12 protein-coding genes are annotated in these 14,118 nt (G+C 36.6%); 1 reads left to right on the plus strand and 11 read right to left on the minus strand.

Translation table 11 applies throughout. From position 1 onward, the window contains the following. Positions 1-30 precede the first annotated feature (30 nt). From AC3E9U_RS09075 to AC3E9U_RS09095, 5 genes are all read right to left on the minus strand, one after another. Positions 31-1,014, minus strand: a complete 984-nt coding sequence (locus AC3E9U_RS09075; RefSeq protein WP_488746582.1) for a UDP-glucuronic acid decarboxylase family protein — start codon at positions 1,012-1,014, stop codon at positions 31-33. Positions 1,015-1,019: 5 nt separating this feature from the next. Further along, a complete protein-coding gene (locus AC3E9U_RS09080; protein WP_488746583.1) occupies positions 1,020-2,345 on the minus strand; it encodes an O-antigen ligase family protein in 1,326 nt (441 codons plus the stop codon). Continuing rightward, entirely contained in the window at positions 2,296-3,393 is a 1,098-nt protein-coding gene (locus AC3E9U_RS09085) for a DUF1972 domain-containing protein (RefSeq protein WP_488746584.1), read from the minus strand. The genes AC3E9U_RS09080 and AC3E9U_RS09085 overlap by 50 nt, the downstream gene beginning before the upstream one ends. A 52-nt stretch (positions 3,394-3,445) precedes the next feature. Further along, positions 3,446-4,480, minus strand: coding sequence for an O-antigen ligase family protein (locus tag AC3E9U_RS09090; protein ID WP_488746585.1), 1,035 nt, complete (start codon positions 4,478-4,480; stop codon positions 3,446-3,448). A 311-nt stretch (positions 4,481-4,791) separates the two neighbouring features. Next, positions 4,792-5,904: a glycosyltransferase family 4 protein gene (locus AC3E9U_RS09095; RefSeq protein ID WP_488746586.1), complete on the minus strand. Its 1,113-nt coding sequence runs from the start codon at positions 5,902-5,904 to the stop codon at positions 4,792-4,794. Between the two features lie 78 nt (positions 5,905-5,982). Here AC3E9U_RS09095 and wecB point away from each other — a divergent pair, with 78 nt between their 5' ends. After that, positions 5,983-7,098, plus strand: a complete 1,116-nt coding sequence (wecB, locus tag AC3E9U_RS09100; RefSeq protein ID WP_488746587.1) for a non-hydrolyzing UDP-N-acetylglucosamine 2-epimerase — start codon at positions 5,983-5,985, stop codon at positions 7,096-7,098. Between the two features lie 11 nt (positions 7,099-7,109). Here wecB and AC3E9U_RS09105 read toward each other — a convergent pair whose 3' ends face one another. The 6 genes from AC3E9U_RS09105 to AC3E9U_RS09130 all read right to left on the minus strand — a co-directional run bounded on the left by AC3E9U_RS09105 (position 7,110) and on the right by AC3E9U_RS09130 (position 14,020). After that, positions 7,110-7,922, minus strand: a complete 813-nt coding sequence (locus AC3E9U_RS09105; RefSeq protein WP_488746588.1) for a glycosyltransferase family 2 protein — start codon at positions 7,920-7,922, stop codon at positions 7,110-7,112. Position 7,923: 1 nt separating this feature from the next. Then, entirely contained in the window at positions 7,924-9,207 is a 1,284-nt protein-coding gene (locus tag AC3E9U_RS09110; RefSeq protein WP_488746589.1) for a flippase, read from the minus strand. A 5-nt stretch (positions 9,208-9,212) separates the two neighbouring features. After that, a complete protein-coding gene (locus AC3E9U_RS09115; protein WP_488746590.1) occupies positions 9,213-9,887 on the minus strand; it encodes a class I SAM-dependent methyltransferase in 675 nt (224 codons plus the stop codon). A gap of 55 nt (positions 9,888-9,942) precedes the next feature. Further along, the gene (locus tag AC3E9U_RS09120; RefSeq protein ID WP_488746591.1) at positions 9,943-10,482 is read right to left on the minus strand and encodes a hypothetical protein; all 540 of its coding nucleotides are present in this window, start codon (positions 10,480-10,482) and stop codon (positions 9,943-9,945) included. A gap of 72 nt (positions 10,483-10,554) precedes the next feature. Next, positions 10,555-13,071 carry a DUF6311 domain-containing protein gene (locus AC3E9U_RS09125; protein ID WP_488746592.1) on the minus strand — a complete coding sequence of 839 codons (2,517 nt, stop codon included), beginning with the start codon at positions 13,069-13,071 and terminating at the stop codon, positions 10,555-10,557. After that, entirely contained in the window at positions 13,064-14,020 is a 957-nt protein-coding gene (locus tag AC3E9U_RS09130) for a glycosyltransferase (RefSeq protein ID WP_488746593.1), read from the minus strand. Before AC3E9U_RS09130 ends, AC3E9U_RS09125 begins: the two co-directional genes overlap by 8 nt. Positions 14,021-14,118: the final 98 nt, after the last annotated feature.

The raw sequence follows: 14,118 nt of genomic DNA on the forward strand, positions 1-14,118 counted from the left end.
TAGCTTGAATATCTTCCTGTTTTACCCACTTTAGAAAATATATTTTGAGAAATCTTTGTGCTCTTCCTTTGCTAATTCTTCAGCAGATAAAGACCTGAAATAATCATATGTGATTTTCATTCCTTCGGAACGGCTCACTTTAGCTTCCCAACCCAAAATCTCTTTCGCTTTTGTAGTGTCTGGCTGTCGTTGCATCGGATCATTAACGGGTAATGGCTGATACACAATTTTTTGATCGGTGCCGGTCAGTTTAATGATTTCTTCGGCGAAATCCTTAATAGTAATCTCATCCGGATTTCCAATGTTTACCGGCAAATGATAGTCAGAATGCAGTAAGCGGAAAATCCCTTCTACCTGATCATCCACATAACAAAACGAACGGGTTTGTGACCCATCACCAAAAACGGTTAAATCTTCGCCACGAAGCGCCTGACCGATAAAAGCCGGAATAACACGGCCATCATTTAATCGCATTCTTGGTCCGTACGTATTAAAGATGCGGACAATACGGGTTTCTACGCCATGAAAGGTGTGATAAGCCATCGTTATGGATTCCTGAAAACGTTTGGCTTCATCATAAACACCTCGCGGTCCTATGGTGTTAACGTTTCCGTAGTATTCTTCAGTCTGCGGATGTACCAAAGGATCTCCATAAACTTCGGAAGTTGATGCAATAAGAATTCTGGCCTTTTTAACACGTGCCAAACCTAAAAGATTGTGAGTCCCCAAAGACCCTACTTTCAGCGTTTGTATTGGAATTTTTAAATAATCTATCGGACTGGCCGGAGAAGCAAAATGCAGGATATAATCCAAATGGCCCGGAATATGTACAAATTTGGTAATATCATGATGATAGAACTCAAAATTCTCCAATTTAAAGAGATGTTCTATATTTTTTAAATCGCCAGTTATAAGATTGTCCATGCCAATGACATGGTAACCTTCCGCTATAAATCGATCACACAAATGCGAGCCCAAAAAACCGGCTGCTCCTGTAATTAGTATTTTCTTCATAATTTTTAATTTGTAATCTCTTTTGTTGCGGGCCTTACTGATGCTCCAAAAATACAGTAAAGAACAACAAAAAACAGAACGCCCCTTTGTCGGCAGAAAAAGGATTCTGTCAAAAATAGGACTATCATTGTGATTGCAAAAGCAATATGCAGAAAATCTTTATCTCTCCATGCACTTTTTAGATTAATAGCAAGCATTGCTATTAAAATTAAAAAACCAAAAATGCCAAGTTCGGCAAAAGTCTGGACATATTGGTTGTGAAAGTTAAAATCCCCGTAACCGGAATATAAGTCGTATTGTGCCGTTTTGTCTTTTATTTTTTTCTGGGAAGCTTCCAGTCCATAGCCCGTCAAAAAGATGCCGTCACTAATCAGTAATTCCTTAAAAACACGAAACTGATACACTCTGAGCGCCGTTCCCGGAAAAAATTGATTGGGTTGGAATTTACTGTTACACCAGGCCTGCTTTAAACTCACATTGTATACTTTCGCACTGTCAGAGCCCAGCGTATTATTAACGGTATTGTCGACAAAAGCCGTTTCATATTCCAGTAAAAAACGTTCTTTCACCTCTTTGACGAAGGTCAGCGAGAAAAAAAGAAATAAAAAGACGGCGATAACTGTCGTGATTTTAACGGTATTGGGAATCGTCGAAAAAAAGGAATAGTAACAGACTATCAGAATAAAGTCAATCGTGATGATGCTTTTGGAAGACAATAAAAACACAAAAGCGATCAAAATGAAGAATGCTGTTTTCTCTAACGGTTTTTTGTTTTTTAAACTAACGAAGTAAAAAATGGCAAAGGAGGCGAAAACCGAAACGTAGATGGCATTAAGGTCTTGCGTAACCAGTTCGTGATAAAAAAAAACGGATAGGTTTTTAGTTTCGATATACCTGTAAACTGCCTTTAAGAGATAGTAAACCCCAAAAAAACTCATTCCGAAGCTGAATAATCTGAAAATCTGTACTTTGTTGATCTTTTTTAATTCCCCCACAAAGAAAAACGGGATCGGGATGAAAAGAAAGGCAAGTTCTTTCCTTAAACCACCCGTGGTTAGGCCGATATCTCTTGTCCACAATAAGGAAAGCAGCATTAAAAAATAAAATGCGATCGGAAAAATCAAATATCGGTTGAATGAAAATTTAATCTTATACAGGGAAGAGAACGATACAACAATAAAAACAATGGTAGCAATGCTGCTAAAGGCATAATTCAGCGGGATCGATATTAAAATAGCAGCCAGAAGAAACGTTAACAGTCCTTCTTTTTTTACGGCTACATTATTTTCTTTGAGAAATGCTTGATTGAAATAATTGTAAATATTCGCCATTTATTTTGTCCCAGTTGAATTCGCTTGCGATAGCATCAAAGTTATTTTGTATCAGGTGCAAGTTATCATTTTTTTTGGTTCGAATTGTTAATTTTTTAACATCTTCAGCATCGGAAAAATAATAAGCGTTTTCTTTAAGAATAGCTCTGTTAAAATCGTTGTCGTGAGCAATTATTAAAGCTTTGGACGCCATTGCCTCCAACAGTGAGGGATTAGTGCCTCCTACAGAATGCCCGTGAAAATAAATATTTGAATACCATCTTAAATTATCCAAGTGTTCCAGATTATAAACGGCTCCGATGAACCTGATGTTTTTATGCGTGTGGAATTTCTCTTTCAGATAGTTGCCAAATTTTGTCTGATGATTTCCGATGACAAGTACAGGCGTTGTATCTTCACTCAAAACAATCCCGTCAAGAATCGTCTCGATGTTGTTCTCCGGTTCCAGTCGGGCCAAAATCATGTTGTAATTGTATTTTTCAACATGGTAACCGGCAATCACTGATTCGTTTGGATGGTCGAACGTGTTGGCACCATAAGCAATATAAGTGGAATCCTCATTGTACTTTTCGCGCAGGTATTTTTTTATTCCCAATGAATCCGAAATCAGATGATCACTGCTTTTTACCGCTAGTTTCTCGGCATACAACAGTCCTTTTTGCACCAGCTTGGAATACTTGGTACGTTTCCACTCCAATCCGTCCATATTGGTAATAATCAATGGTTTTTTAGGCAGAAGCAAGTGCCAAACGGAACTACTGGTATATCCTAATTGCAGAATTATATCGAAATTTCTTTTTCGGGAATCCATGATACAGTTCAGGTCGTAGATAAATTGTCCGGCTGTCCCAATTTTGAACTCAGGATCATACCGGTGGACTATGTTGACCCCTTTGAACTGCTTCTCCTGATACGGATGATTATGGGAATTGTATACAAAAACCTCGTGCCCTTTCTGAGCCAGATAAACTGAAAAAAATTCGGCAAACTGCTCGAATCCTCCGTAATGATTTGGAACGCCTCGGGTCCCAAGTATTGCTATTTTCAAAAGCGCTGATTCAATTCTTACTAAACCTCAAAAATATAAAAATGAAGCAGAATTAAATACCTTTTTCATGGTTTTCTATTTTCCGACTGTTTTCAAAGAAAATCAAACCTCCCAAAAGCATGATAATGATATCCGATTGGTTGTAAATTCCGGTGATGGTAAGTGTTGTGAAAATATAAACCACTCCTATTCCTGAAATCATTTTTATCAGAAAAAAATGTTCGTCGCTTCTCGGAAACTTATAGCCGAACCGATAAAGTTTCAATAAGAAAAACACTAAAAAAAACAGCCCGACGATACCGGTTTTATACGTAATATAGACATAGCCGTTATGCAGTTCCGAAATATACCGCATTCCGTCCTTTACATCTCCTAAAGGTGCCTTGAATTTTAAATTCACCAACGATCCGTATCCTGCTCCTATTACATAGCTGGACGGATTCTTGTTCATGAGGGCAAGAGCGCGTTTCGCTTCGTATCCCCTCCAGTGATCCCAAAGATCCTTATGGTTTTCGCGGTCAATTTTGGTCTGAAACAGTTCCGTAGGGGCGTTTTTTACTTTGAAAAAGAAAGCTTCCAATCCTGATCCGTTTCTGTTTAATTTTACTGAGAAAAGATAGGCATACATCATCGCAACCAGCAATACTGCCAGCCCCATCACCTTTAAACCTCTCATTGTAAACTTAGTGTATCCGTAAAGTGACAGGGCAATGATCCATCCCACCACAAACATGGTCCGTGAGAAATAGAAAATACAGGAAGTGACAAGAAAAAATTTGATTATGAAAGTATAGAGTCTTTTTGAAAAAAGCGGCTTTTCAAAAAAACGAGGGGTATAAAAGATAAAAAACAATGCAAACAATTCGAGGAAATTATCCAAACCCTGTCTTCTTAAATCATTTACCGTTTGCGATTCATCTGCAAATAAAACAAGTTTTATCAAATGATACAGCGCGCACAAAAATCCCGCAATTACTACGACCTTAACAAAAGTTCGGAAATCATTAATCCTCCTGAATAAAAAGTATCCGATTCCGATTCCAAAAACCGGTTTTATTATGTGGGTAAAATCCTTTATGATCTCCATTTTTCCATAGGGAGCGAAGAAGGTCGTTGTAAAGCCAAATAAGAGGATGAATAAAATAGGGTAAACCAATCTAAGGAATGATTTCGAAACTTTTGGTTTTTCGAAAAAGAGGACAAACAACAAAACGGCCCCTTGTAAAACAATATTATAACGAAATGACGGCATATAAAGCTGGCATAACAATACCAACATAAACAAAAACGAATATGTACGCTTGACATTAAGAATCATGTCTTTTTCTTTTCAAAATTATTGTTTTAATGCAGTGCTTTCGAAAACCACTGGTATTACTGTGTCCGGCATTCTGTTTGTCACTTTCTCCCTGTAATTTCTGTGTACCCTTTATATGTTTCTTCCGCGGTCCTTTCCCAAATGTAATTTTTCAAAACCCTTGCTTTCAGTTCCGGATCAAAAGGGGTTTCGTAGGCTTTGTCGATGGCCGTCTTTATGGAATTCACATCGTCGGGTTCACAATAAAACGCAAAATCTTCAAAATAATCATACGTGTCCCCTTTTTTCGTAACCACGATATTACAACCCATAGCTGCCGCTTCTATCGAAGACAAACCGGGTGTTTCCATCCAGCTTACTAAGGCATGAACTTTGGCTACCTTGTACAGATCCCGCAAATCATCGTGCGGCACCGGTCCTAAAAAAACCACATTTGCACCGGCTTCCTGATGAACCATTTCCACATATTTTTTCTGGTTTTTGGATTCATTACCCACCAAAACCAGTGTATAATTGGTTCCTCTAACAGCCTTTACCAAATTTAATGTCGATTTTCTGCCTTCGATTCGGGCAGCGCAAACAATACAATCTTTATATTTTTCGAATTTATTGGGAATGTCCGATTGTGTATCACCGGAAAAAACCTTCCTGTCTATGGCATTGGGAACATTATAAAAACTATACTTTTTCAGCTTGAATTCATTGGCCACGCGGTTCATCTCGGAAACTGAATTGGGCAAAAAAACGCTGGTATTGTCCACAATTTCCTTCATCAACCCGTAATATCCCTTATAAAGCATTTTAAATACGCCTTTATGAAAACGGCTTTCGTGATAATGCTTCACTACCACTTTGATATAGCCGATCTGATAAGACGACAGTACATTGGCCACTTTTTGAAATAAGCCTCCTCTTGCTTTTCTTTCAAATTCGGTATAGAGTCCGTAAATTGTGGATAAAGCAATTTTTTTGTTTTGCCGCTTGGCGTTTAACATCTGCAGGTAAATATCCTGCGGTTCCATCAGATTAAACAAATGTACCAGATCATAACCTGTCAAATCAGGCTCAAAGTCTAAAGATATATCCACCTGAACTCCCAGTTTCTCCAAAAATTCTTTTGTCTTGAGCATCTGAACTAAATCGCCGCCCGGTGCAGTATATAAATTCGTCCTGGTCTGAAAAAGTACCTTCATTTTGATTTTTGTATGAATTGCAAATATAGTTTTTATTAGTAGTTTTACGTTTCTTAATTTTTTAGGGTAACACAAAGAATGAAAAAAATTTTATTCCTGTTCGGAACACGACCCGAAGCTATTAAAATGGCTCCGTTAATCGATTCTTTTTCTGATGACGAACATTATGATGTGAAAGTTGGTGTCACCGCCCAGCACCGTGAAATGCTGGATCAGGTTTTGTCTTTTTTTGATATCACGCCGGATTATGACCTGAACATCATGACACACAATCAGACACTGCATCAGCTGACGGCGGACCTGATTTCCCGGATTACGAATGAAATTCTATTGAAAGAACATTTTGATTTTGTGTTTGTCCAAGGCGACACTACCACGGTTTTGGCTGCTGCCATGGCCGCTTTTTATCAGAAAATAAAAGTGATCCACATTGAGGCCGGTTTAAGAAGCAACGATATGAACTCGCCATTTCCTGAAGAAATGAACCGGGTGTTGACTTCTAAATTGGCTGCAATCCATTTTTGTCCCACAGAAAATTCCAAGGAGAATTTAGTGTCGGAGAGTACGACGGAGAATGTTTTTGTTGTGGGGAATACGGTCATCGACGCTTTATTGTCCGGTTTACAAAAGTTTGATGCTTCGTCCGAAGAAAGATTACTTCAGAAATACAATTTTATCGATTTCACAAAAAAGCTTCTTTTGGTAACCTGTCACAGAAGGGAAAATTTCGGCAAACCTTTTGAATCCATTTGTGAGGCACTCCTTGAAATCGCTGAGCAATTTGACGATTCCGTCGAAATTTGCTATCCGGTGCATCTGAATCCCAATATAAAAGAGATTGCACATAAAAAACTGAACCGCAAAAACATTCACTTAATAGCGCCGCTGGATTATCCTGAGCTGATCTGGATGATGAACAAAAGCTGCATTATTTTAACAGATTCAGGCGGGATTCAGGAAGAAGCGCCAAGTCTTGGTAAACCTGTTTTGGTTCTGAGAGAAGTAACGGAACGCACCGAAGGCGTAACAGCCGGAACAGCTGTTTTAGTGGGTTCATCTAAAGCTAAAATCATTTCGGAAACCACAAAATTACTGACCGATTCTTCGTACTATCAACAAATTTCAAAGGCTTCAAATCCGTATGGAGACGGGACAGCAAGTGAAAAAATTAAAGCTATTGTTTCCGAATTTTAAAACTGATACGATCACTGTATTTTTAAGGCTTTTTTAATCCGTTTTACTCGTTTATTGATGTTTAAAGCGAGTAAGGTGACTATTTTATTCATGCCATGGAAGTGTTTTGAAATGTAGATTTCATATCCTTTGATCAAAAACGGATTCTTGGAACTGTTAAAACCAACAAAGTGGATGTAACTGAAATTAGGCAGAAAGACTCTTTTAAAGCCTTTATCCGCTATTTTTCTGCAGAAATCCACGTCTTCCACGTACATGAAATAATCTTCATCAAAACCACCTATTTCATCATACAGTTCTTTCGATAAGGCAAGAAACGATCCGCCCAGCCAATCTACCTCGTAGCAGTCTTTTGAGAATACGCCTGTTTTGAATTCTCCAGCAGTATTTAACAACCTTTTCAGTTGGAACATATTTCCCGGATTCGGAAAATTACCGGAAGCCGGAAGATAACCTTTGTTTTTATCCAGCATGTTAATTCCGATAACCCCAATTTCCGGATTCTCGTCCAAACGATCGAAAACGGGAGCTATGTCGTCCAGCACGATAGTATCATTGTTAATCAGCAACAGGTATTCACCTTTAGCCGATTTCACCGCTTCATTGTTTCCTTTACCAAAACCGAGATTCTTCGCGGATTCGATCAAAACAATAGCAGGGTAATTTTCTTTAATGAAACGGCAGCTAGCATCAGTTGACTGATTGTCGATCACGATAATTTCAAAAGAAACCGAACTGAGCTTTGCATACAAAGAATCAAAACAATCTTTCAGATATTTTAAACCATTGTAATTAACAATGATTACAGATACTTCTACTTTCATATTAAAATAAAGTATAAAAACCCAGCTTCTTTTTTATGTAAAAAACGCATAAAGCATTAATCAAAACGTTGGTGATCAAACTCGCCATTGCTGCTCCTTCAATATTATAAATCGGAATCAGAAAATAACTTAAGATCAAGTTGACAAAGAAACACACTGCAATAATGTTACGCAAAATTTTCTGATTTCCGGTCATGTTTAATATCTGGTCCACATTTCCGGCAACCGCACTGAACAATACGCCTAAGGACACCAGAATCAAAGTAAGACTGCCGGACACTACCTCATCGCCCCATAAGGACAAAATAAATTTACTGAAAAGGATCAATAGTAAAACTGGCGGAACCGACAAAACGGCCACCAGCTTCGTCGACTTGTGAATTACTTTCTTCAGTTCAGGAAAGTCCTTTTTTCCGTATAATTCGGATATTAACGGCGTTACGATCGTGCTTACGGAGATAATCACCAAAAAACCGACATTGCCAAGTTTATAGGCTAAATTATATATTCCCACCTGGGTCTCATCGGTCATGATCCCCAACATGATCACATTGGTATAGTTGAGCAAATACAGAAACAGACCACTGAACAATAAAGGCGATGCTTCGTTTAACAACTGCTTTGTATTGAACGGAATTACTTCGCGGTTTTTCTTCAATTCGAAAATTGCCACTATTTCCGCTAAAACGGTAAAAAAAACAGCTAATCCAAAAGCCAGAAATGTGCAGTAGTCATTCCATTCCAAAATAGAAAAAAGGAAAAGAAAACCTATCAGTAAGACATTCGGGACTACAAAAATGAACAGGTTGTACTTGAAAAAGTTTTTAGTCGCTAACAGAAAAGAAAGAAAGATTTCATGCAAAACGAATAAAGGCAAACAAACCGCTGCAATCAGAAAATAATTGCTCAGTTGCGGGTTTTTGAAGACAGCGTCTGACAAGAGTCCGTTTCCAAAGTAAAAAAAAAGAACCGGGACAATCGAGAATAACAATGCAGCTTTTACGCCGTTGAGCAACAGTCGTTTTGCCTGCAAATAATCGAAGCTGTGGTTCCCTACGATTTTAATCAGCGTATTGGGAATACCTAACGTAAAAAACAAAGCAACAATCTGAGATAAGGCAAAGACAAGCGAATAATTACCGAAAGTGCCAATCCCGAACAATCGTGTTATTAACAGTGAGGTGACAAACGAGGCGCCTAAACCAAAAATCCGAAAAAGAAAATTTACTCCTGAGGAAGTGATTATCTTTTTAAAGCTGTTGCTTGTACTTTCTTGAATCGCCATTTGTATTAATCAAATTTCTTCTCTTTTTTTACTTTAAAAAAGTATTGGTAAGAAAAGAATTCCTCAAAGATACCAAAAGTAAGCTGGTTTATAATTTTGGTTATCGATTTTCCCTCATAATTCCTGATGGAACTCTGCTGTTTGATTACGGCAAAATTGGAGGATTCCAGAAGTTCTTTGATGTTTTTTCTGCAATAAAAACGCAGGTGAGTATAATCGAAAATACCGCTTTCTTCGTAGCGGAAATCCCCTTTGAAAAAGATTTTATATAGTGCAGAATAATGACGGACATTAGGCATGCTAACGATTATGCAACCGTCTTTTTTCAGCGTTTTATTCAGTTTATCCAACACCTTTTTCGGATCAATAAGGTGTTCCAGGACATCCGGAAGCAGTATCAAGTCAAAATAATCCTCAAATTCCGATAATTCCAATTCTTCAATATTTCCAAAAATAAAACGATCAACACTTTTATAATTCTGTTTGTTTTTTACATCTTCGAAAATATCAATTCCAACAGTTTCAACGGCTACCTTTGTTTGCTTTAAATAATTTAGGGTTTCACCGTATGCCGCACCAACCTCAAGTACCTTCAGGTTTTTTTGTGACGGCTCCAGCAGATTAATCAGGTCTTTTCTGATGTTACTGAAATACTCCGGGGCTTTGTCATTATAGTTCATCTCAACTACTTGATTTTAAAAGAAAAAAGGAAGTTTAGAACTTCCTTTAATGTTATTATTTTACTAGCTTGTCGATTTCTTTCTTCAGTTGCTCTGTTCCTGTAAAAAGCGGATCATACGTTTCGTTAGGAATAGGTTTAGGTTTGGCGATAGCCTTATCTCTTATATATTCAACCTGAGCATTATTACCAAAATAATGTACAAACATAGTATCTTTTGCTATAAAATGTTTATCCAAATAATCCATTTTAAAATCTACTATTTTTACTTCTTTTTGTTCTTTATTACTTCCTAAGTCAAAACGCAATGATGCCGGTACTGCATCAGTAGGTAATTTAAAAACTATTTCCTGAGCTTCCGGTTTTCCTTTTACATCAACATTAACAAATTTATCACCAGTATAGATATCAGAACCGTCTTCATTGTAATAAATCTGGAAGTTGTCATCGGCCTGAACAACCAAGTTCATTGTTACAGTAAACGAATTGTTTGCTTCTACTTTTTTCTCTTCTTTAACCGCTGTAGTTTTCTCATCTTTACAGGAAAAAAAAGTTGTGGAAACCACTAAAATTGCTAACAAAAATTTATTATTCATCGTTGTCGTTTTTTTTTGCAAATATACATATTTACAGTATCTATTAAAAAATATTTTATTTTTTGTGAATTTTTATTTTATGACAATATTTTTATCAGAAATATAGGTAGATACCACATTTGATTTGTCGGTAATCCTGATGGCGATAGTATAAACTCCGCTCTTGAAATTTGTCTTTTTTACTTTCAGATTATAACCTGACTCGTTGTAGTTATACTTGCTTCCGTAATAAGCAGTAACATCTTCCCTAAAGATTTTATCCGTATCCATTTCGTATGTTGCATCTTTACCGATAAAAACAAGCGTTATCACAGAGTTTGTGGCCGGCTTATTTTCTACAGCGGCCCAGCCTCTCACATAAATATTTCCTACCTGCTCTTCTGCTTTTTCAACATTTCCAATTACCTTGCCCTTAGCGATGATTTTTTCTGAAATTACTCTCGGAAGACTAGGTTTTTTTAAATCGATCACCGGAGCTTGCTCCACAAGCTCATAAGTCCAATTACCGTTTTTATCTTTTATTCCCAAACCTAATTTATACTGGTTATTCCCCAAACCGCTGGTGAAAATACTAGCTGAAAATCCCGCGTTTTTCAAATTCTGATTTTTGAATACATCGGCAACGTCGGGTCTTTCAAAAGATTTTGTTTTAATCAGATACGTGCTTTTATCATTGGTTAAAAGCACATAAATTGAATCCTGCAAATTGTTTCCGGAGTTAGTCGAATAAGCCCAACCGCGTAACTGTAAAATGTCATTCGCAAAACTGTTGCTTTCCAAACTGTATTTTATTTTTTGCTTTTGGAATACTGGTTTGTTTATTTTTTCAATCTTGTTGGCTTTCTTAATTTCTTTATAAACGGAATCTATTTTCATCATTTCAAACCCGGATTGCTTAAATGTAAACTTGGCCGGAGTTTCTTTGGAATACAAATAATAAAATCCGTCTGAATAATTGATCGTTACCTTGTTCTTGTATATAAGTGGGTAAAATGCGTCCAGATATTTAGCAGTAGTGATAAACAAATCATTTTTGTTGATTACAGCTTCGTCCAGATTAATTTTTAACGAGTCCCTGAATTTTCTGTTTAGTTCCCCCGTTTCCCTAGCAACATAACCCGTTGTGATTGGCAAATTATTTTTTAATGCAACAAAACACAAGTCCTGATAATCCAAATGATAATTCATGTTGTTTTCAAAAGGGGGATAAGTAATGATTCTTTTGAAGTTTGATGATAAATCCAAAAGTTTTTTCGAGTTGATTTTTTCGGATACAAAATCTCCGTCAGGCAAATCTCTGAAAGTAAAAAACAACTTGGTGTCATAAATCTGCAACGCAACTAAAACCATTAAAACAGGTAATTTTATCTTATTGCTGATTCTCATTTTTGCAAATACAATAATTCCAAATAAAAACAGGATATAATACAACACCCATATAAATCTGCCGCAAGCCCTGAAAACACCTCCTAATTTCAAAATCAGTTCAGGCAATGCAAACTCCAAAATTATTTTATCATCTAATGTCACCTTATTGGTTATTGCAAAAAAGGTAATCAACAAACTGATTATTACAAGAGGCAGTAATGCTTTATTTTTGAGTATATTTTGCTTTTTAAAAAGCAGCATCACTAAGGAATAGAACACGCTGATTGCCAGAATAACAATCATTCCAAGCCCCATATAAGCATACCCTTCATACTGATGCTCTGTTACTTGTTTTAATTGTGGCAAAAAAGTAGAAAATCCACTTGAATTATAAAACGAGTTAAGGTTGAAACTGTACAGCCCATAACTGTTAGCAACTTCCATATTTACATCGTTGCCTACAGAAATCATTCCCAAAACAAACCAACTTAATAATACTGAAATTAATGAAACTACAATATAACTTAGCATCCTCCAGATAGAGATTGTTTTATCATAAAAATAATTTCGGAAAGGAAGAATCACATTAAAACCCAGCACCATTAAAAAAAGATACGGGTTAATCAATGCGCTTAATATCAATATAAAAACCTGATTCCTGTTGATTTGATTCGCATTTTCATTTGTTGATTTTTTAAAATAAAGATAGATCGAGGCCAAAATCAGCCAATGGCCACATAAAGCCGGATGGAGTCCTCGGTAAATTAATACAGGATTAAAGGCAACTAAAACAACAGCCGCAAGAATAATATAAATGTTTTTAACCTTAAATTCTTCAAGTATTTTTACAGTAAAATATCCCGCCAAAATATGACAGGCAAATAACCAAAATCCTAAATACTGAAAAGTATCTGGCAACAGAAACGAAAAAAGTTTAAAAAAAATGGCTAATAGTGGGATTGAATCCGTATACCCTACATTGGTTCCAGCCGGATAATTAAAGTTCTCTATATGCCCTAAAGGAAAATGCCAGGGTTCCTCCTTAAAATAGGCCCAGCCCAAGTAATGCTGACCCCAATCATGGTAGGCAGACATTAACCAATTTATGTTAGCTGGCAAAATCACTCCTAGACCATAACAAATATGAAAACCAAACAGGATTAAACCAAAAGATATAAAATATACTTTCTTCTCCTTTATATAGTGGATAATATTATTCATTTTCTCTATTTTCAATAAAATTCAAATATGTTTTGGCATCCGGTGGTGTAATGTTCTTTCGGGAACTCAATTGCAATAACAAAACAATCAACGTAACCGAAAACAACTGCAAAATGATTCCGGATATAATCAGAATAAGACTTGAAGCCCAACCCGGAATGGCGTTGTCTGTAAATAACTTCTGGTAGAGCACATACAGAACCGATATGCAACAGATGGCGATGCCATACAAAGAATAACGCAGGATCCGCAACGAGAGAAAATCAAAATAAACCGCAATGGAACTCAACCCGTGAATAATCAAACTGCTGAAATTCATTTTAGAAACCCCTTTATAACGTTTTCCTCTATCCAAAAGCACTTTGTCAAAAGGTATTTTCGATTGGATTATTCCGCCGGAATAGTGGTTCCAGATGTTATTCTGATGCACCACTTTGCCCAATAATCGTTTTGGAATAACACTGAAATTGCCAAAGCTGATTTTTTGTCCCGTTAAAAAATAGAACAGATATTTGTAGAAAAAGTAACCCGTTTTAAACAACACCGATTCCTGTCTTTTCTGACGTTGCGCAAAAATTATTTTCTTACTGTTCTCCTTTTCCGCCTTTTCCAATAAACTGAAAATATCTTTTGGTTTATCCTCTCCGTCACCATCCATCACAACTACAAAATCAAAATCTTCAACCTCATTGAACAGATACTGCAACCCAACGGCAATAGCCCTTTGATGACCAATATTAATCTTAAGATCTAAAACGGTAACCGACAGGCCTAAGGCTCCGAAATCATCGGGAGTCTCTTCACTGGAACCATCATTAACGGCTACTACAGAAAAATCATATTCGGGGGCTTTCTTTCTCAATTCATTAATTTCCTGAATTAAAAATGAAAAACTCTCCCAATCATTATAGACAGGCGTTAAACAAAATATCTTTTTAATTGGAGCCATTCGCGATTATTTATGAGCAAAATCTTATGGTTAATGATTAAAACCGGTGTAAATCTATAAAAAATGCCAATACTTAAAACACATAAGTCGCTTCATTT

This window comes from Flavobacterium sp. 21.1, from assembly GCF_057801535.1.